General features: G+C 42.5%; 23 protein-coding genes. 22 read left to right on the top strand and 1 reads right to left on the bottom strand.

Translation table 11 applies throughout. From position 1 onward, the window contains the following. The first annotated feature begins 110 nt into the window (after positions 1-110). From BTO28_RS10270 to rsmI, 9 genes are all read left to right on the top strand, one after another. Positions 111-1,514, top strand: coding sequence for an aminotransferase class I/II-fold pyridoxal phosphate-dependent enzyme (locus tag BTO28_RS10270; RefSeq protein WP_076765947.1), 1,404 nt, complete (start codon positions 111-113; stop codon positions 1,512-1,514). Continuing rightward, on the top strand, positions 1,511-2,143 hold the full coding sequence (gene tmk, locus BTO28_RS10265) for a dTMP kinase (protein WP_083711476.1): 633 nt from the start codon (positions 1,511-1,513) through the stop codon (positions 2,141-2,143). The genes BTO28_RS10270 and tmk overlap by 4 nt, the downstream gene beginning before the upstream one ends. Before the next feature lie 45 nt (positions 2,144-2,188). Continuing rightward, complete coding sequence (locus tag BTO28_RS10260; protein ID WP_076765943.1) at positions 2,189-2,518, top strand: cyclic-di-AMP receptor; 330 nt, start codon at positions 2,189-2,191, stop codon at positions 2,516-2,518. A 14-nt stretch (positions 2,519-2,532) separates the two neighbouring features. After that, positions 2,533-3,540 (top strand): DNA polymerase III subunit delta', encoded by a 1,008-nt coding sequence (holB, locus tag BTO28_RS10255; protein WP_076765941.1) that lies wholly within the window; start codon positions 2,533-2,535, stop codon positions 3,538-3,540. Beyond that, complete coding sequence (locus BTO28_RS10250; RefSeq protein ID WP_076765939.1) at positions 3,533-4,360, top strand: PSP1 domain-containing protein; 828 nt, start codon at positions 3,533-3,535, stop codon at positions 4,358-4,360. The genes holB and BTO28_RS10250 overlap by 8 nt, the downstream gene beginning before the upstream one ends. Before the next feature lie 49 nt (positions 4,361-4,409). Beyond that, entirely contained in the window at positions 4,410-4,727 is a 318-nt protein-coding gene (gene yabA, locus BTO28_RS10245) for a DNA replication initiation control protein YabA (protein ID WP_095532676.1), read from the top strand. Between the two features lie 61 nt (positions 4,728-4,788). After that, positions 4,789-5,550, top strand: a complete 762-nt coding sequence (locus tag BTO28_RS10240) for a tRNA1(Val) (adenine(37)-N6)-methyltransferase (protein ID WP_076765937.1) — start codon at positions 4,789-4,791, stop codon at positions 5,548-5,550. Then, positions 5,519-5,809 carry a GIY-YIG nuclease family protein gene (locus tag BTO28_RS10235; RefSeq protein WP_076765935.1) on the top strand — a complete coding sequence of 97 codons (291 nt, stop codon included), beginning with the start codon at positions 5,519-5,521 and terminating at the stop codon, positions 5,807-5,809. The genes BTO28_RS10240 and BTO28_RS10235 overlap by 32 nt, the downstream gene beginning before the upstream one ends. Continuing rightward, positions 5,781-6,656 (top strand): 16S rRNA (cytidine(1402)-2'-O)-methyltransferase, encoded by an 876-nt coding sequence (gene rsmI, locus BTO28_RS10230; RefSeq protein WP_076765933.1) that lies wholly within the window; start codon positions 5,781-5,783, stop codon positions 6,654-6,656. Before BTO28_RS10235 ends, rsmI begins: the two co-directional genes overlap by 29 nt. A gap of 30 nt (positions 6,657-6,686) precedes the next feature. Here the strand turns inward: rsmI and BTO28_RS10225 are convergent, their stop codons facing one another. Continuing rightward, complete coding sequence (locus BTO28_RS10225) at positions 6,687-6,971, bottom strand: AbrB/MazE/SpoVT family DNA-binding domain-containing protein (RefSeq protein WP_018395087.1); 285 nt, start codon at positions 6,969-6,971, stop codon at positions 6,687-6,689. Positions 6,972-7,359: 388 nt separating this feature from the next. Between BTO28_RS10225 and metG the strand changes: the two genes are divergently transcribed. From metG to pth, 13 genes are all read left to right on the top strand, one after another. Next, entirely contained in the window at positions 7,360-9,354 is a 1,995-nt protein-coding gene (gene metG / locus BTO28_RS10220) for a methionine--tRNA ligase (protein WP_076765931.1), read from the top strand. 35 nt (positions 9,355-9,389) lie between these two features. Continuing rightward, positions 9,390-10,157: a TatD family hydrolase gene (locus BTO28_RS10215; protein ID WP_083711478.1), complete on the top strand. Its 768-nt coding sequence runs from the start codon at positions 9,390-9,392 to the stop codon at positions 10,155-10,157. Positions 10,158-10,195: 38 nt separating this feature from the next. After that, positions 10,196-10,753: a ribonuclease M5 gene (gene rnmV, locus BTO28_RS10210; RefSeq protein WP_076765926.1), complete on the top strand. Its 558-nt coding sequence runs from the start codon at positions 10,196-10,198 to the stop codon at positions 10,751-10,753. Further along, positions 10,750-11,628, top strand: a complete 879-nt coding sequence (gene rsmA, locus BTO28_RS10205; RefSeq protein WP_076765924.1) for a 16S rRNA (adenine(1518)-N(6)/adenine(1519)-N(6))-dimethyltransferase RsmA — start codon at positions 10,750-10,752, stop codon at positions 11,626-11,628. The genes rnmV and rsmA overlap by 4 nt, the downstream gene beginning before the upstream one ends. A 187-nt stretch (positions 11,629-11,815) precedes the next feature. Continuing rightward, positions 11,816-12,073 (top strand): biofilm formation stimulator Veg, encoded by a 258-nt coding sequence (veg, locus tag BTO28_RS10200; RefSeq protein ID WP_076765922.1) that lies wholly within the window; start codon positions 11,816-11,818, stop codon positions 12,071-12,073. A 137-nt stretch (positions 12,074-12,210) separates the two neighbouring features. Continuing rightward, positions 12,211-13,080 carry a 4-(cytidine 5'-diphospho)-2-C-methyl-D-erythritol kinase gene (gene ispE / locus BTO28_RS10195; RefSeq protein ID WP_076765920.1) on the top strand — a complete coding sequence of 290 codons (870 nt, stop codon included), beginning with the start codon at positions 12,211-12,213 and terminating at the stop codon, positions 13,078-13,080. A 68-nt stretch (positions 13,081-13,148) separates the two neighbouring features. Beyond that, on the top strand, positions 13,149-13,994 hold the full coding sequence (gene purR, locus BTO28_RS10190; protein ID WP_076765918.1) for a pur operon repressor: 846 nt from the start codon (positions 13,149-13,151) through the stop codon (positions 13,992-13,994). After that, positions 13,991-14,368: a 2-iminobutanoate/2-iminopropanoate deaminase gene (ridA, locus tag BTO28_RS10185; protein WP_076765916.1), complete on the top strand. Its 378-nt coding sequence runs from the start codon at positions 13,991-13,993 to the stop codon at positions 14,366-14,368. The genes purR and ridA overlap by 4 nt, the downstream gene beginning before the upstream one ends. 116 nt (positions 14,369-14,484) lie before the next feature. Continuing rightward, positions 14,485-14,790, top strand: a complete 306-nt coding sequence (spoVG, locus tag BTO28_RS10180; RefSeq protein WP_076765914.1) for a septation regulator SpoVG — start codon at positions 14,485-14,487, stop codon at positions 14,788-14,790. 195 nt (positions 14,791-14,985) lie between these two features. Further along, entirely contained in the window at positions 14,986-16,362 is a 1,377-nt protein-coding gene (gene glmU, locus BTO28_RS10175) for a bifunctional UDP-N-acetylglucosamine diphosphorylase/glucosamine-1-phosphate N-acetyltransferase GlmU (protein WP_076765912.1), read from the top strand. Positions 16,363-16,383: 21 nt separating this feature from the next. Further along, entirely contained in the window at positions 16,384-17,343 is a 960-nt protein-coding gene (locus BTO28_RS10170; RefSeq protein WP_076765910.1) for a ribose-phosphate diphosphokinase, read from the top strand. A 137-nt stretch (positions 17,344-17,480) separates the two neighbouring features. Further along, positions 17,481-18,113, top strand: a complete 633-nt coding sequence (locus BTO28_RS10165) for a 50S ribosomal protein L25/general stress protein Ctc (RefSeq protein WP_076765908.1) — start codon at positions 17,481-17,483, stop codon at positions 18,111-18,113. 95 nt (positions 18,114-18,208) lie between these two features. After that, entirely contained in the window at positions 18,209-18,769 is a 561-nt protein-coding gene (gene pth / locus BTO28_RS10160; RefSeq protein ID WP_076765906.1) for an aminoacyl-tRNA hydrolase, read from the top strand. Positions 18,770-18,775 lie beyond the last annotated feature (6 nt).

The raw sequence follows: 18,775 nt of genomic DNA, 5'->3' as shown, positions 1-18,775 counted from the left end.
TTGGGGGTTTCCCCCTGTGAGAGCAGGACGCCGCCTGGCACGTTGCAAAAGGAGATGACATAAAAGTCATCTCCTTTTTCTATACTTAAAATGAAAGGACAAATATGTAAATGAACCATACAAAAATGCCTCTTGTTGAAGCAATTGAACTGCATAAAAAAAAGAAGCCAGTTTCATTTCACGTTCCGGGACATAAAAATGGTGGAATTTCCTCTTTTATGGATCTATCTTATGATGTAACAGAATTAAATGGTTTGGATGATCTTCATTCTCCTGAAGGCTGTATACGAGAGGCAGAGAAAATGTTAAGTGACCTTTATCAAACAGTGGAAAGTAAATTTCTTGTAAATGGCAGCACAGCTGGCAACCTAGCCATGATTCTGGGTTCACTTTCAGAGGGTGATTGTATATTTGTTCAGCGAAACTGCCATAAATCTGTTCTCAATGCCTTGAAAATGGCGAAAGCAGAGCCTGTTTTTTTGGCTCCTGAATACGATGAAAATACGAAAACGGCCATATCGTTTTCAGCTGAAACGTTGAAAAAAGCGTACCGCCAGTACAGGAATGTAAAAGCTGTCATTTTTACGTATCCATCTTACTATGGAATGGCAAATTCTTTTGAAGAATTATCAGCGATCGCAAAAGAGAACGGTTCACTTGTGCTAGTCGATGAAGCGCATGGAGCCCATTTTATTTTGCCTTATGATGGAATACCAGAGAGTGCTCTTTCTTTAGGGGCTGATTTGGTCGTACAGTCAGCCCATAAAATGCTGCCTGCAATGACAATGGGGTCTTTTTTTCATTTTCAGTCGAAGCAAGCAGACCGGGATAAAATCATGTTTTATTTGCAGGCTCTTCAGTCCAGCAGCCCTTCTTATCCGATTATGGCTTCGCTAGATGCAGCTAGAGCATATACAGCTGCTTACAAAAAACGAGATTTTCACTATACGAATCAAATGAAAAACAGGATAAAAGACGTTCTGGAATTAAAAGGATGCATATGTGTCCAAACGGATGACCCGTATAAAGTCCTTGTGCGAGCAGATGGTCTGTCAGGTTACGAATTACAGTTAATGTTTGAACAGGCAGATATATACCCGGAAATGGCGGATCCTTTTCAAGTGCTGCTTGTTTTTCCACTTTTAAAAGAAGGACAGTCCCAATTTGAAGCAGATGCAGTATGTAAGCTGCAGTCTTTTCAATTGAAAAAAGGAGAGGCCAAGCCGCATTTTTTTGGCATTCAAAAAACAGAAGATGTAACAGTGCTCAATGTACCGTATAATGAGCATAGTAAATATAAGAAAGAATATGTTTCACTAGGAAAAGCAGCAGGTCGCGTTGCGGCGGAAATGATTATTCCATATCCACCTGGTATACCGCTATTGCTGGAAGGAGAGCAAATTCTAAAAGACCATATCCGGTCTCTGGAATGGATGATTGAAAATGGAAGCCGGTTTCATGGGGGAAGCGGCTTAAAAGAAAAACAGATTCTTGTTTTTCGAAAGGAGTTATAAAGGTGAAGGGCGTATTTATTACAGTAGAAGGACCCGAGGGAGCCGGAAAGACAACGATACTGAATCGGGTTGTGATGCAATTAAAAGATAAGGGAATTGACGTTCTTCCTACTCGTGAGCCGGGTGGAATTGCAATCGCAGAGCAAATTCGTTCGGTTATTTTAAATAAAGAGAATAAAGCGATGGATGCTCGAACGGAGGCACTTTTATATGCAGCAGCCCGCCGTCAGCACCTCATGGAAAAGGTAATTCCAGCAATGGAGCGTGGTGCGGTTGTGCTTTGTGATCGATTTATTGATAGTTCTCTTGCCTATCAGGGGCATGCGAGAGGGCTCGGAATGGATGAAGTGGCTTCGATAAATGCTTTTGCGACAGATGGAATGATGCCATCTCTAACACTTTTATTTGATGTGCGCCCGGAAGTCGGCCTGCAGCGAATTCACCAGCATGATGGCCGTGAAGTGAATCGTCTTGATTTAGAAGGACTCTCTTTTCATGAGAAAGTCCGGGAAGGATATTTGCTGCTGGCGAAACAGGAGGCAAAACGGATTATTGTCATTGATGCAGAGCAGGATGAAGAGTCCGTTTTCCAACAAGCAATCAAAAAGATTGAAAAAGTGCTGCCTTAAAAATTTTGTTATAATGAAAGAAATCCTGTGAGGAGGGAACATAAGATGAAGTTAATTATGGCCATTGTACAGGATCGAGATCGCAATAAGCTGTCTCATGCTCTCATTGAACAAAATTTCCGGGTGACAAAACTCTCGTCAACAGGCGGCTTCTTAAAAGCTGGAAATACAACATTCATTATTGGGACAGATGATGATCGTCTTCAGGAAGCTCTGGATATTATTAAACATAATTGTAAATCGCGCGAACAGGCAGCCCCTCCGGTTTCACCGATGGGTGGAAATGTGGAGGCATATGCACCTTACCCGGTGGAGATTCCAGTTGGCGGCGCGACCGTATTCGTGCTGCCTGTTGAGCAATTCCATCAATTTTAAAGGGTTGTGATCACATGTCTAAACCGTGGGAAGAGTCCGCTCGGCGTCAGCCGATTGTGATGCGGATGATTGAAAACAGCATTCTGAAAGACCGGGTGGCTCATGCCTATTTGCTTGAAGGTGATCCAGGAACGGGTAAAAAAGAAATCGCTTTTTTATTTGCAAAAAGTTTATTTTGCCTGGAGCCGGTAAATCGATTGATCCCGTGTGATTCTTGTGTGAATTGCCGGCGTATTGGACACGGCAACCATCCAGATCTTCATGTGATTGAACCGGACGGGCTATCGATTAAGAAAGAACAAATTTATCATTTACAGCAAGAATTTACGAAAACGGCCGTGGAATCGAGCCGGAAAATATATATTGTCAATCATGCTGATAAAATGACGGCAAGCGCTGCAAACAGCCTGCTTAAGTTTTTAGAAGAACCGGCTTCTGATACAGTCGCTTTTTTATTAACAGAGCAGAGCAGCCGGATGCTGCCGACGATTTTATCGAGATGTCAGCATTTATCGTTCCGTCCAATTGATGCCGGACAGTTAAAAGATCGGCTTATTCAAGAAAACGTGCCCATTCCGATAGCGTCACTTGCATCTAAAATGACGAATCATTTAGATGAAGCGCTTGAGTTTTCGGGTGATGAGTGGTTTGCACAGGCCCGATTAATAGTGTTAAAATTGTATGAAGTCATCGGACAGGGAGGGCTCACAGCCATCGTTCAATTGTCAGAGGACTTTCATTCGCATTTTAAAGAGAAACAGCAGGTCAGTCTTGCCCTTGATCTTTTCGTTCTCATCCATAGGGATTTGCTTTCCATTATGACCGGTGAAGAACACGGTCTTGCATTTCCTGACCGTCTCGCTTCTTTCAGACAGGACGCGCTGCATCTTTCAGCAGAGGCACTTGCAGATCGTCTTGCTTGTATTCTGGAAGCAAAGCGAAGGCTAAACAGCAATATGAATCAGCAGCTGCTTATGGAACAGCTTTTGTTAAAGTTACAGGGGGGACACGCCTTTGTGTAATGTAGTAGGTGTACGCTTTAAACAAGCGGGTAAAATATATTATTTTGATCCGGGAGAACTCGGAATTAAGCTTGAGGATCATGTGATTGTTGAGACTGTCCGTGGTGTTGAGTACGGACATGTTGTGGTTGGACCGAAAGAAGTGGATGAAGATGATGTTGTACTGCCGTTGAAAAAAGTGATTCGAACTGCGGATCAAAAAGACCGTCTCGCTGTTCAGGAAAACAGTGAAGCTGCCATCGCCGCTTTCGAGACATGTACGGATAAAATTATTGAGCACAATTTGGATATGAAGCTTGTCGATGTGGAATATACATTTGACCGCAATAAAGTCATTTTTTATTTTACAGCAGACGGGCGTGTTGATTTTCGTGAGCTTGTCAAAGACCTTGCTTCCATTTTTAGAACACGGATCGAGCTTCGCCAAATCGGTGTCCGCGATGAAGCAAAGATGCTTGGCGGCATTGGTCCATGCGGTCGAATGTTATGCTGTTCAACGTTTCTCGGTGATTTTGAACCGGTATCGATTAAGATGGCAAAAGATCAAAACCTCTCATTAAATCCTGCCAAAATTTCCGGGTTGTGCGGCCGTCTTATGTGCTGCTTAAAGTATGAAAATGATGAGTATGAAGCGGCGCGCCGCGAGCTTCCGGATGTCGGTCAAAAGGTACAGACTCCGAGTGGTTACGGAAAAGTAACGGGTTTGAATATTTTAGAGCGGCTTGTGAAGGTGTATATACCGGATTTGGAACGGACGCTTGAATTCTCATCCGATGAATTCGGAAAAGAAGGAGCCGTTTCCGTGAAAGCAGGTGATTGATGGGGTGGAAAAGTTAGATAAAAAAGCGATTTTTGATTCCGTCAGCCATATGGAACTGCAAATTGGTGAGCTGTACCAGCAGCTGGGCGAAGTTAAATTACAGCTCGCTGAAATTTTGGAAGAAAACAATTCGTTAACGCTTGAAAACGAACACTTGCGCCGCCGTCTTGAAGAATTAGACCGCGGCCATGAGAGAAAAGCATCAGGGGCAGAAAATGTTCAAGCAAGAGGAACAGATATTGGCGAAGGTTATGATAATTTAGCCCGTCTTTACCAGGAAGGCTTCCATATTTGCAGCGTGCATTTTGGAAGCCCCCGCAAAGATGAAGACTGTCTTTTTTGTTTATCATTTTTAAATAAAAAATAATAACGACTTTTGCCTTCCTTTTTTCAAGGAAGGCTCTTTTGTGCAAAAGGAGTGACGATGGATGCCTAAATTAAAAGGAGATGAGAGGCTCGATTATTTGCTGGCGGAAGAGCTTCGGATTATTCAAAGTCCGACGGTATTTTCCTTTTCGCTTGATGCCGTATTGCTTGCAAGGTTTGCTTCTGTACCGAAAACACGTGGATCCATTATTGATTTATGCTCAGGAAACGGGGTTGTGCCGCTTTTAATGTCAGCGAGAACGACGGCCCCCATTACCGGTGTGGAAATACAGGAACGTCTTTATGATATGGCGGTACGCAGTATACGTTACAATAAACTTGATCAGCAAATCACGATGGTAAATGGGGATTTAAAAGATGCGCCATTAATGCTAGGACAAGAAAAGCATACGCTTGTCACATGTAACCCTCCTTATTTTTTAACACCTTCTGATAAGGAATTAAATTTGAATGAACATCTTGCTATCGCGCGGCATGAAATCATGTGTACGCTGGAAGACTGCATTGTTTCATCATCAAGGTTATTGAAACAGGGGGGGAAAGCGGTATTTGTGCACCGGCCGGGAAGACTTTTAGATATTCTCACACTGATGAGAAAATACCGGATCGAGCCAAAGCGTCTTCGTTTTGTGTATCCTAAGAACGGGAAAGAAGCGAATACAGTTCTTGTAGAAGGGATAAAAGACGGCGCACCCGATTTAAAAATCTTGCCGCCGCTTTACGTGTATGATGAACAGGGAGAGTATACCGAAGAAGTGAGGACGATTTTGTATGGAAACGAACCACCATTTTTACGTCGTTAAATGCAAGGACGGTTCGTTTTATGCAGGATACACAAACGATCTGGCAAATAGAATGAGCGTTCACAATGCAGGAAAAGGCGCAAAGTATACAAGGGCCCGTCTGCCGGTTATGCTTATCCATTATGAAATATTTGAAACAAAGCAGGAAGCAATGAGAGCAGAGTATGCATTTAAACAGCTGTCACGCATGAAAAAGATTGATTATTTGCGAAATAGAGGTGTGGATGAGAATGAAAACACAAAAAAGCTTTGCAAATGAAGACGAGGGCATGTTATACCTCGTTCCGGTACCGATTGGAAATCTTGAAGACATCACAGTTCGGGCGCTGCGCATAATGAAGGAAGCGGACGTTATCGCAGCAGAAGATACGCGCAATACGAAAAAGCTTTGCAATTATTTTGACATTGCGACACCGGTTGTTAGTTATCATGAGCATAGCAGTGAATCGGCAGGCCGCAAATTAATTGAACGTATTCAATCAGGAGAAAAGGTGGCACTTGTAAGCGATGCGGGAACACCGTGTATCTCTGATCCAGGTCATGAACTTGTTCTTGCCGCTTTGGCAGAAGAATTGAATGTGGTCCCGCTGCCAGGGGCGAATGCGGCGGTAACGGCATTGATAGCTTCAGGAATTGCACCACAGCCGTTTAATTTTTATGGCTTTTTAAACCGTGGAAAAAAAGAAAAGAAGAAAGAGCTTGAAAAATTGGCTGTTTATCAAGATACGTTTATTTTGTATGAATCACCTCACCGTTTAAAAGAAACCCTCGCTTTAATGGAAGAATATTTAGGGAAGGACCGCCACATTGTTCTGTGCCGGGAACTGACGAAAAAGTTCGAGGAATTTTTGCGCGGAACAATAGGTGAAGCCAAAATATGGGCAGATGAATCCAAGATTCTGGGCGAGTTTTGCCTTATCGTTGAAGGAAGCGGAATGGAGCCTGCCGTGCAAGCGGAGTTGGAATGGTGGAGTGCTGTCACTGTTGAAGAGCATGTTGAAATGTACGTGAAGGAACAAAACATGAATCCGAAAGATGCAGTAAAGCAGGTCGCGAAAGAACGTAGTCTGCCTAAACGAGACGTATACGCAGCTTATCACACGTAAAAAGGTGCCCCCCTAGAGGCACCTTTTTCATTATTTACCGTTTTCGAATGCTTCTTGAATTTCTTTGATCAAGATTTCAGCGCCTTCGTGGCTAAGAATCAATTTTCCGCCGGCAAGTTTGATATTGTCATCAGAAACTTCGCCTGTTACCTGGCAAGTCATGCTTGGCTTATATTTTTTAAGGATGATCTTATCGTCATCTACGTAAATTTCAAGTGCATCTTTCTCGGCAATTCCAAGTGTACGGCGCAATTCGATAGGAATAACGACCCGTCCCAGTTCGTCTACTTTTCTTACAATACCTGTTGATTTCATTGTATTTATCTCCTCTGCATTTTGTTATATGTGTAAATTAATTCGTCATTATTCGACAAATTTTACCCTGTGACGTAATCATACCAAGACTTCCCATAAACGTCAACAATTAATTGGCATTTTTCAAATTACTGTAAAGCGCTTTAAACGTTGATAAATCAATGTTCCTATAATTATACCTTATTTTTCCATGAAAAAAATTTTGTCGAAATGTCGAACATTGTCGAATTTAATCGACTTATTCATAAATGAAATTCGAGAAAAAAAAGCGTGCTTATTTACATTTATTCGTGGATGGGGGAAAATAAAAGAAATGACGTAAAAGCTTCCGGTCGATGAACGGGAGCTTTTATCTATAAGAAGAGAAGGCAATAAGGAGGACAATTCATTGAGCGATCATAAAAAATCGTTTTATTTAACGACACCAATTTATTATCCAAGCGGTAATTTGCATATTGGCCATGCGTACACGACAGTGGCGGGAGATGCAATGGCGCGTTATAAAAGGCTGCGCGGGTTTGATGTAATGTACTTAACCGGTACAGACGAACACGGCCAAAAAATCCAGGAAAAAGCGGATGAAAAAGGGGTAACACCACAGCAATACGTAGATGAAATTGTATCTGGCATTCAACAATTATGGAAAACAATGCACATTTCCAATGACGACTTTATTCGGACAACTGAAAAACGTCATAAAGATGTGGTAGAGAAAATTTTCAAGCAGCTTCTCGATCAAGGTGATATATATCTTGGAGAATATGAAGGCTGGTATTCAGTGCCGGATGAAACATTTTATACAGAAACACAGCTCGTTGATAAAGAGTTAAACGAACTTGGGGAAGTAGTTGGCGGAAAGAGTCCGGACAGCGGGCATCCGGTACAAAAAGTGCGTGAAGAGTCATATTTTTTCCGCATGAGCAAATATGCAGACCGTTTGCTTGAGTATTATGAAAAAAACCCGACGTTCATTCAGCCTGAATCACGTAAGAATGAAATGATTAACAACTTCATTAAACCCGGGCTTGAAGATCTTGCTGTGTCCCGTACGACATTTGACTGGGGCGTAAAAGTACCTGGCAATCCGAAGCACGTTGTATATGTATGGATCGATGCATTGTCCAACTATATTACAGCGCTTGGATATGGAACAGATAACACAGAGAAGTTTAATCAATATTGGCCGGCAGATGTTCATCTCGTTGGAAAAGAGATCGTTCGATTCCATACAATTTATTGGCCGATTATGCTGATGGCGCTTGATTTGCCGCTGCCGAAAAAAGTGTTTGCGCACGGATGGCTTTTAATGAAGGATGGGAAAATGTCAAAATCAAAAGGGAACGTAGTAGATCCCGTCACGTTAATTGATCGCTATGGTCTTGATGCGCTTCGTTATTATCTTCTGCGTGAAGTGCCGTTCGGTTCAGACGGGGTATTCACACCGGAAGGATTTGTTGAAAGGATTAACTACGATCTCGCAAATGATCTCGGCAACTTGTTGAACCGGACGGTTGCGATGATTAACAAATATTTTGATGGCATTATTCCGGCTTATAGCGGTTCTAAAGGCGAATTTGAAAAAGCACTTGTAGAAGTAAATGAAAAAACAGTGCGGGATTATGAGGAAGCGATGGAAAACATGGAGTTTTCTGTGGCGTTAACTGCTCTCTGGCAGCTCGTGAGCCGGACGAATAAATACATTGATGAAACGCAGCCATGGATTTTAGCGAAAGAAGAGAAAAAAGAGGAATTGGGTACGGTTATGTATCACTTGGCGGAATCATTGCGCCGAACAGCAGTCCTTTTAACACCGTTTTTAACTGGGACACCGCAAAAAATCTTTGAACAGCTTCAATTAAGCGAATCAAACTTGCAAAACTGGGTAAGCTTAGAGGCATTCGGCGCAATCCCAACAGGCATTAAAGTTGTGAAAAAGGGAGAACCGATTTTTCCTCGCCTTGATATGGAGGAAGAAATTCATTTTATTAAAGAAAAAATGCAGGGTGCCCCGGCGCTGGCTGTTGAAGAGAAACCGGCTGAGGACTATGCGCCGCTAGGGGAAGAAATCAGTATAGATGACTTTATGAAAGTAGATCTTCGTGCGGCAACGGTGATTGACGCAGCTCCGGTAAAGAAAGCGGACAAACTGCTAAAATTGCAGCTTGATCTTGGTTTTGAACAACGACAGGTTGTTTCAGGAATTGCCCAGTACTATAAACCGGAAGAACTTATCGGCCGGAAAGTGGTGGTCGTGGCAAACTTAAAACCGGTGAAATTACGTGGTGAATTGTCACAAGGCATGATTCTCGCCGGTTCAAAAGATGGCATCCTTACACTGGCGGAAGTGCCGGAGAACTTGCCAAACGGTGCGAAAATAAAATAAAATTGTTTCACGTGAAACAAAAAACGGGTGATAAAATGCTTTTTGATACACACGTTCATTTAAATGCAGATCAATTTCAAGAAGATATAGAAGAAGTTGTCGTCCGAGCGGAAGAAGCTGGAGTAAGCCGCATGGTCGTTGTTGGGTTTGACCGGCTGACCATTCAGCGGGCCATGGATCTTGTTGAGCGATTCACATTCTTGTATGCAGCAATTGGCTGGCACCCTGTTGATGCAATTGATATGACAGATGAGGATTTAGCTTGGATTGAAGAACTTTCGTCTCATCCGAAAGTCGTTGCGATTGGAGAAATGGGACTTGATTATCATTGGGATAAATCTCCAAAAGAGGTTCAAAAAGACGTATTTAGACGTCAAATTCGTCTTGCCAAAAAAGTGAAACTGCCGATTATCATTCATAACAGGGAAGCGACCCATGATATTGTCGAAATTTTAAAAGATGAAGGCGCAGAAGAAGTGGGTGGTGTTATGCATTGCTTTAGCGGCAGCGCAGAGACGGCACTCGAATGTGTAAAGATGAATTTTTATATTTCACTTGGCGGGCCTGTTACGTTCAAAAATGCGAAAAAGCCGAAAGAAGTGGCTGTTGCGGTTCCGCTTGATAAACTGCTAATCGAAACAGACTGTCCATATCTTGCTCCGCATCCATATCGCGGCAAGAGAAATGAACCTGCTTACGTGAAGCTTGTTGCCGAAGAGATTGCAGCATTGAAAGAATGTTCATATGAAAAAGTAGCAGAAGCAACGATGAAAAATGCACAAATGTTGTTTCACATTGACTAAGCAGGGACATTTCCCTGCTTTTTCGTTCGGAGGAAAGAATGAAAATAAAAGAAATTATAGTTGTTGAAGGGAAAGACGATACAGTTAAAATAAAACTCGCTGTAGAGGCAGATACCATTGAAACAAGAGGATCAGCTGTCGATGAAAGTGTTATTGAACAGGTACGCCTTGCACAAAAAACGCGCGGTGTTATTATTTTTACAGATCCTGACTATCCGGGACAGCGCATCCGGAATATGATTTCAGAGAAAGTACCGGGCTGCCGCCATGCGTTTTTACCGAAAGAAGAAGCAATTGAAAAATTCGGCAGGGGCGTCGGCGTCGAACATGCGTCCATTGAATCCATCCGCAGGGCCCTGCGTGATGCTCAGTATATGGATGAGGATGCGGCAGAACAGATTACGACGGAAGATCTTGTAGAAGCAGGGTTAGTTGGGGGTCCTAATTCAAAAACAAGACGGGAAGAATTGGGGAAGAAATTAAAAATTGGCTACGTGAACGGCAAACAGCTTCATAAGAGGCTGATTATGTTTCAAATTAACCGTGAGCAATTTGCCGCAGCATTAAGAGAAATACTGGAGGAGGAATCACGATGAAAGATATCGCCACACCGTCCCGGACGAAAGATATTCTCTTCAGGCACGGATTTTCATTCAAAAAAAGTCTCGGTCAAAATTTTTTGATCGATCCGAATATTTTGCACAGAATTACAGAAACGGCGGGTTTAACGAAGGAAACGGGCGTCATTGAAATCGGTCCGGGGATCGGTGCACTAACCGAACATCTCGCACGGACAGCTGGTAAAGTGGTAGCGTTTGAAATCGATCAACGGCTTTTGCCGATTTTAAATGAAACACTTGAGCCATATGAAAATGTGAAAGTTATTAATGAAGATGTGTTAAAAGCCGATGTTAAAACGGTCGTTGAACAAGAATTTGCCGGATTTGAGCAGCTCATGGTCGTGGCAAACCTTCCTTATTATGTGACAACACCGATTATAATGAAACTGCTTGAAGATAAAATTCCGGTGAACGGAATTGTGGTCATGCTTCAAAAAGAAGTCGGTGATCGTATTTCGGCTAAGCCCTCCACAAAAGAATATGGTTCACTGTCAATTGCTGTTCAATATTATACAGAAGCGGAACTTGCATTCGTCGTACCGAAAACGGTTTTTATGCCGCCGCCTAACGTTGATTCTGCCATTATAAAACTCATCGTGCGAGACGAACCTGCAGTAAGTGTTAAAAATGAAGAGTTTTTCTTTACTGTCACGCGTACATCTTTTGCGCAGCGCCGAAAAACAATATTAAATAATCTTGTGAATGGCCTGCCGGGCGGTAAAGAAAAAAAAGAAAACATCTATGCAGCACTACAAAAGGCGGGAATTGAACCTGCCAGACGCGGGGAAACACTCTCCCTTTCTGAATTTGCGGCACTTTCAGATGCCCTTTTAAATGAAGGCGTGCATTGATATATACTGCTCATGAAAATTAGAGCGGTTTTTTTTTCGAAAATGGGAAATACTAGTGTTGGCGAAAAAAATCGGTATTTCCCGAACGAAATATATTGACAATGGTAAGGGAACGCTGATAAAATAATAAATTTGTTTGACTGAATCGAAAGATTGTGCTACACTAAACAGAGTGAGGTGGAAGCAGATGCCGAAAACATTAGCCGACATAAAAAAATCGCTTGATTGTCATTTGGGTAAAAGATTGTTGCTTAAAGCGAATGGTGGACGACGCAAGACAATTGAGCGTTCCGGTATTTTAACGGAAACGTATCCTGCTGTTTTTGTCGTAGAACTAGATCAGGACGAGAATTCATTTGAACGCGTTTCTTACAGCTACGCGGATGTGCTCACTGAAACAGTTGAACTGACGTTTGAAGATGCAGCAGCAGGCAACGCAGTGTAAATAAAGCTTGCTTTTTTTATAAAGCATAACGCCGGGGAGCCGGCTCAAAAGGTTCAATGCGAATCTTTTGAGCCGGCTCTTTTTCTTTTATGATAAAATAAGAAATAATTTATTGCGCATAAAGTAGGTGGACATAAATGAAGTTGATGATTAAAGCGCCAGCGAAAATTAATTTAACGCTTGACGTGCTTCATAAACGGCCAGATGGCTATCATGAAGTGGAAATGATTATGACGACAGTCGATCTCGCGGACCGGCTTGAACTTGAAAGTTTAGAGAAAGATGAGATCCGGATCATTTCACATAACCGCTTTGTTCCTGATGACAACCGGAATCTTGCATACCAGGCCGCAAAGCTTTTAAAAGAACGATATGGGATTAAAAAGGGTGTAGCGATTCAAATTGATAAGATCATCCCGGTGGCAGCGGGGCTCGCCGGAGGAAGCAGCGATGCAGCAGCTGCCTTGAAAGGTTTAAATGAATTATGGCATCTCGGATTGTCGCTCGATGAACTAGCGGAAATCGGGGCGGAAATTGGATCGGATGTTTCGTTTTGTGTATACGGAGGCACCGCTCTTGCAACGGGACGCGGTGAAAAGATTCAGCATTTGCCTGCACCACCGAATTGCTGGGTCGTCCTTGCGAAACCAACAATCGGTGTTTCAACTGGTGAAGTGTACAAAAACCTAAAACTTGACCGCATGAAGCACCCTGATACAAAAGCAATGATTGAAGCCATACGTGAAAATGATTATGACAAAATGTGCAGAAATGTTGGCAACGTTCTTGAAACGGTCACGTTAAATGCGCATCCAGAAGTTGCGCTTATAAAAGAGCAGATGATTCGATTCGGGGCTGAAGCAGTATTAATGAGCGGCAGCGGTCCAACTGTTTTCGGACTGATCCGGCATGACTCACGCATGCACCGCGTGTATAATTGCCTGAGAGGCTTTTGCGAGCAGGTGTACGCTGTCCGAATGTTAGGGGATGGAAATCCTGTTGATTAAAACCGTATATTAATATATATTATAAATAAAATATTCGGTTTTACTCCCCGGGAGGTTTAACTATAGCGATGAAGTTTCGCCGAAGTGAACGTATTATTGACATGACGTATTATTTACTTGAGCATCCGCATCAGCTTGTGTCGTTGACACTTTTTGCGGAACGGTTTGGCTCTGCTAAGTCGTCGATCAGCGAAGATTTAGCAATTATAAAAGAGACATTTGAAAAGCGCGGTATCGGTACGTTACAGACAGTGCCAGGAGCAGCAGGCGGGGTGAAATTTTATTCAAGAGTAAACGAGCAGAGTGCAAAAGACTTCATTGTGGATTTATGCCGTCAAATTGAAAATCCAGAGCGATTGCTGCCGGGCGGATACTTGTATATCATGGATCTGCTCGGTCATCCGCGGATTATGAATCATGTCGGCAAGCTGCTTGCTTCTGCCTATGCTGGTGAAAAAATTGATGCGATTATGACAGTTGCCGCAAAGGGGATACCGATTGCCCATGCCATTGCGTCACATTTAAATGTGCCGGTTGTTGTTGTACGCCGCGATAGTAAAGTAACAGAAGGACCAACCGTCAGCATTAACTATGTATCCGGATCAACAAAGCGTATTCAAGCGATGGTATTGTCAAAGCGGAGCTTAAAAGAAGGATCAAGAGTATTGCTCGTTGATGATTTTATGAAAGGCGGCGGCACGATCAATGGCATGATCAGTTTGCTTGCTGAATTTAATGCATCTGTTGCCGGCATTGCCGTCCTTGTAGAAGCGGAATACCCGGAGCGGCTGATCAATGATTACATATCACTTGTGAAGCTGAAAGACGTAAATGAAAAAGAAGCAGCAATATCTGTCGTAGAAGGAAATTACTTCTCAAAAAATATTGATTTTTTACAGGAGGAAACAAAATGAATATCGTAAATACAAAAAATGCACCGGCTGCAATCGGCCCGTATTCGCAAGGCATTATCGTCAATAATTTATTTTACAGTTCTGGTCAAATCCCATTGACCGCAGAAGGAACACTTGTGGATGGTACGATTGAAGAACAGACACATCAAGTGTTTGCCAACTTAAAAGCAGTACTCGCGGAAGCGGGCGCTTCTCTTGAATCTGTCGTTAAAGCAACAGTCTTTTTATCCAATATGGAAGAGTTTGGTGCGGTGAATGAAGTATATGGAGAGTATTTTTCTACTCATAAACCTGCGCGCTCATGCGTGGAAGTTGCCCGTCTTCCAAAAGACGTGAAGGTAGAGATTGAAGTGATTGCGCTTGTAAAAGCATAAACCGGCCTTGTGCCGGTTTTTTTGTAAATTTTTTCTGCAGAAAAGAAGGAATATTTAAACGATTATTGAATAACTAGTTTATGCTTTTTTTATATGGGTAAAGGTGGTGAATATGCGTGGAAATAACAGATGTTAGATTGCGCCGCGTGCAAACAGACGGCCGAATGAGAGCGATTGCATCAATCACATTTGATGATGAATTCGTCATTCATGATATTCGTGTCATTGATGGAAATAACGGTTTATTTGTTGCGATGCCGAGCAAACGTACACCGGACGGGGAGTTCCGCGATATTGCGCATCCGATCAATTCCGGTACCCGTGGGAAAATTCAAGACGCTGTCCTATCAGAGTACCATCGCGTTGATGAATATGGAGAAACGGAACTGGTGGAGTTTGAAAAAGCGGGAGTCAGTTCGTAAACAATTAATACGTATTCGGATGGAACCTTACAGTAGCAGCAGCGTGATTTTTTGCATCAAGAGCCTACTTTTCGTGTAAGGCTCTTTTTTTATGCTTTTTTGCAATGTCAATAATGTGTCAATTTCCCCCCATTATTGAAATAAACATTTTTTTAAGATATATTCAATATGGATAAAAAGGTTAGGAGGCCTATTATGACAAACATTTATGCTGTCATTCTGGCTGCAGGACAGGGAACTCGCATGAAGTCCAAATTATACAAAGTGCTGCATCCCGTCTGTGGAAAGCCAATGGTAGAGCACGTTATTGATCAAATTTCAGGTTTACATACAGAACAAATTGTCACAGTTGTCGGCCACGGAGCAGACAAAGTAAAGGCGCAGCTTGGTGAGCGGTCAGCTTACGCGCTGCAGGAAGAACAGCTCGGAACGGCTCATGCTGTCATTCAGGCGGAGCCGATTTTGAGTGGCAAAGAAGGCTGCACACTTGTGGTTTGTGGTGATACACCTCTCATTCAAACCTCAACGATGGAAGCGCTTGTCAAGCATCACGAAGAAACAGGTGCCAAAGCTACAATTTTAACTGCCTACGCTGATCAGCCGGATGGATATGGCCGTATCATTCGCGGCGAACAAGGTTTAGTAAGCCGCATCGTTGAACATAAAGATGCCACTGATGAAGAACGGGCTGTAAAAGAAATTAATACAGGTACGTATTGCTTTGACAATAAAGCGCTTTTTGAGGCGCTTAAAAATGTATCAAATGAAAATGTACAAGGTGAATATTATTTACCGGATGTCATTGAAATTTTAAAAGCAGCAGGTGAAACGGTGTCTGCCTACCAGACGGACAGCTTTGACGAAACGCTTGGTGTAAATGATCGTGTCGCACTTAGTGAGGCAGAGCGCATTATGCGTGCTCGAATTAATGAGAAGCATATGCGCGCTGGGGTTTCGATTATTGATCCATTCAATACGTACATTGGTCCAGACGTTGAAATTGGAGCAGATACGGTGATCCGACCTGGAACGACCATTTCAGGAAAAACGATAATCGGAGCGGATTGTGCTGTTGGACCGAACACAGAAGTAAGCAACTGCACTGTTGGTGATCGCACGGTTATTCGCCAGTCAGCAGCATTTAACAGCGAAATTGGCTCAGATGTTAACATTGGTCCATTTGCTCATATTCGTCCAAATTCAACCATTCATGATGAAGTAAAAGTGGGTAATTTCGTTGAAATTAAAAATGCTGTATTTGGTAAAGGAAGTAAAGCATCTCATTTAAGCTATATCGGTGACGCGGAAATTGGCAGCGATGTGAACATCGGCTGCGGCTCTATTACAGTCAATTATGATGGGGAAAATAAATATTTGACAAAAATTGAAGATGGCGTGTTTATTGGATGCAATTCAAACCTTGTTGCACCTGTAACAATCAAAAAGGGATCATATGTGGCAGCAGGCTCGACCATCACAGCTGAAGTGCCGGAAGATGCCCTTGCAATTGCACGAGCGCGTCAGGTGAATAAAGAAAACTACGTACAAAAAATCTTTCCAAATAAGAATTAAAAAATGACAGTGGAGGTCATCATGAGCAACCAGTATTTAGATCCAAATTTAAAAATCTTTTCTTTGAATTCCAACCCGGGGCTGGCACAGCAAATTGCTGAATTTATCGGTGTGGAACTTGGTAAATGTTCCGTCACTCGTTTCAGTGATGGTGAAGTGCAAATTAATATTGAAGAAAGTATCCGTGGTTGTGATGTATATATTGTTCAGTCTACAAGTGGTCCGGTAAATGAACATTTAATGGAATTGCTCATTATGATTGATGCGTTGAAACGAGCGTCTGCTAAAACGATTAACGTTGTCATTCCATACTATGGATATGCTCGTCAGGACCGTAAAGCCCGTGCCCGCGAGCCAATTACAGCTAAGCTTGTTGCGAATTTGCTTGAAAAGGCGGGAACCACCCGTTTAATTACACTTGATCTCCATGCACCGCAAATTCAAGGATTTTTTGACGTTCCAATCGATCACCTGATGGGTGTACCGATTTTAGGTGAATATTTTCAGGCGAAAGGCTTTAATAAAGAAGAAATCGTTATCGTATCACCTGATCATGGCGGTGTAACACGTGCACGTAAACTTGCAGATCGCTTAAAAGCACCGATTGCGATCATCGATAAACGCCGTCCGCGCCCGAATGTTTCCGAAGTAATGAATATCGTTGGGAATGTAGAGGGGAAAATCGCTATTTTAATCGATGACATTATCGATACTGCCGGAACGATAACATTAGCGGCAAAAGCTATTTCTGAAAGTGGTGCGAAAGAAGTATATGCGTGCTGTACGCATCCTGTCTTATCAGGTCCTGCCATGGAACGGATTGGCAATTCTAACATTAAAGAACTTGTTGTCACGAATTCCATCGCGCTTCCATCTGAGAAGAAAACAGATAAAGTGGTTGAGTTATCAGTCGCACCGCTCCTTGGTGAAGCAATTATCCGCGTTCACGAAGAGCAGTCTGTCAGTACGTTATTTGATTAATAATAGAACCGGTTCTATAACTAGAGCCGGTTTTTTTGTGTTTTTCCTTTTTATGTTTATAAATTGTTCTTCTAGGGAATAAACAATCATATACACATAAGACGAACGATTTAATATCAGGAAGGTGACGATCAGTTATGAGTAAAACGTTAGAAGCTAAAAAACGCAATTCCTTCACAAGAGCTGCGCTAACAGAAATTCGTACAGCGGGGGCATTCCCGGCCGTAATATATGGGAAAGGCGTTGAATCTGAGCCTGTAACATTAGAAGAAAGTCAGTTTATTAAAGTGATTCGTGAAGTCGGACGAAATGGTATGATTACCCTTAACCTGGGAGATCATAAGCACGATGTTATTTTGCAGGAGTATCAACAGGACCCGATTAAAGGACATATCGTTCATGCAGACTTTCTTGCGGTCGATAAATCATCTGAAATCACATCGCAAGTACGGGTAGATTTAGAAGGTGAATCCGTTGGTTCTAAAGAAGGCGGTGTTATTCAGCAGCCGTTATTCGAATTGAACGTAACAGCTAAAGTATCTGAATTTCCTGAAAGCATTACAGTAGATGTGACGGAACTTGCAATCGGAGATTCTATTTCCGTCGGTGATATCCGCGGTAAATTCGATTATGTAATTGAAAATGAAGATGATGAAACAATTGTTTCCGTCCTTCCACCACAAAAAGTCGAAGAAGATACAGGTGAAGAAGGTGGAGATGCCGCTGATGAAGCACAACAGGGTGGGAATGAGACCGAGGAAAAAGAATAAAACGTTGTGAAGAACAGGCGGAGCACTCCGCCTGTTCTTTTTTCATGCGCTCATGTATACTAAATATAACTGTAAAAATTGAGGTGCAGATGCGTATGAAATTAATCGTAGGCCTGGGCAATCCCGGCATAAAATATGCAGGAACACGGCATAATATCGGCTTCGATGTAATCGATGAACTGGCAGACCAACTTGGTGTTGAGTTGTCTGAAGCAAAACATAAAGGTGTGTATGCCATTGCAAGAAAAGGAACGGAAAAAGTCATTTTATTAAAGCCGTTAACATATATGAATTTATCAGGGGAAAGCATCGGCGAAGTGATGCGCTACTACAACATCGATACAGATGATGTTATGGTTGTCTACGACGATCTTGATTTGCCGCACGGAAAAATACGGCTTCGTCAAAAAGGGAGCGCTGGTGGCCATAATGGCATTAAATCAACAATCGAACATCTTGGTACAGACCAGTTTAAACGGGTGCGCGTTGGAATTGGCCGTCCGGACGGTCCTGTTAAAATAGTTGATTATGTGCTGGGCAGATTCAGCGATGATGAACGAAATTTGATGAACGAAGCGGTAAAAAAAAGCGCTGCTGCCTGTTTGAATGCCATCGATCACACGTTTATAGATGTAATGAATCAATTCAATCAATGAGTAATG

This window comes from Domibacillus epiphyticus (assembly GCF_001975785.1).
Taxonomy (GTDB): Bacteria; Bacillota; Bacilli; order Bacillales; family Domibacillaceae; genus Domibacillus; species Domibacillus epiphyticus.
The sequence above is the reverse complement of the archived record's forward strand: the minus strand, read 5'-3'. Positions and strand labels throughout refer to the sequence as shown.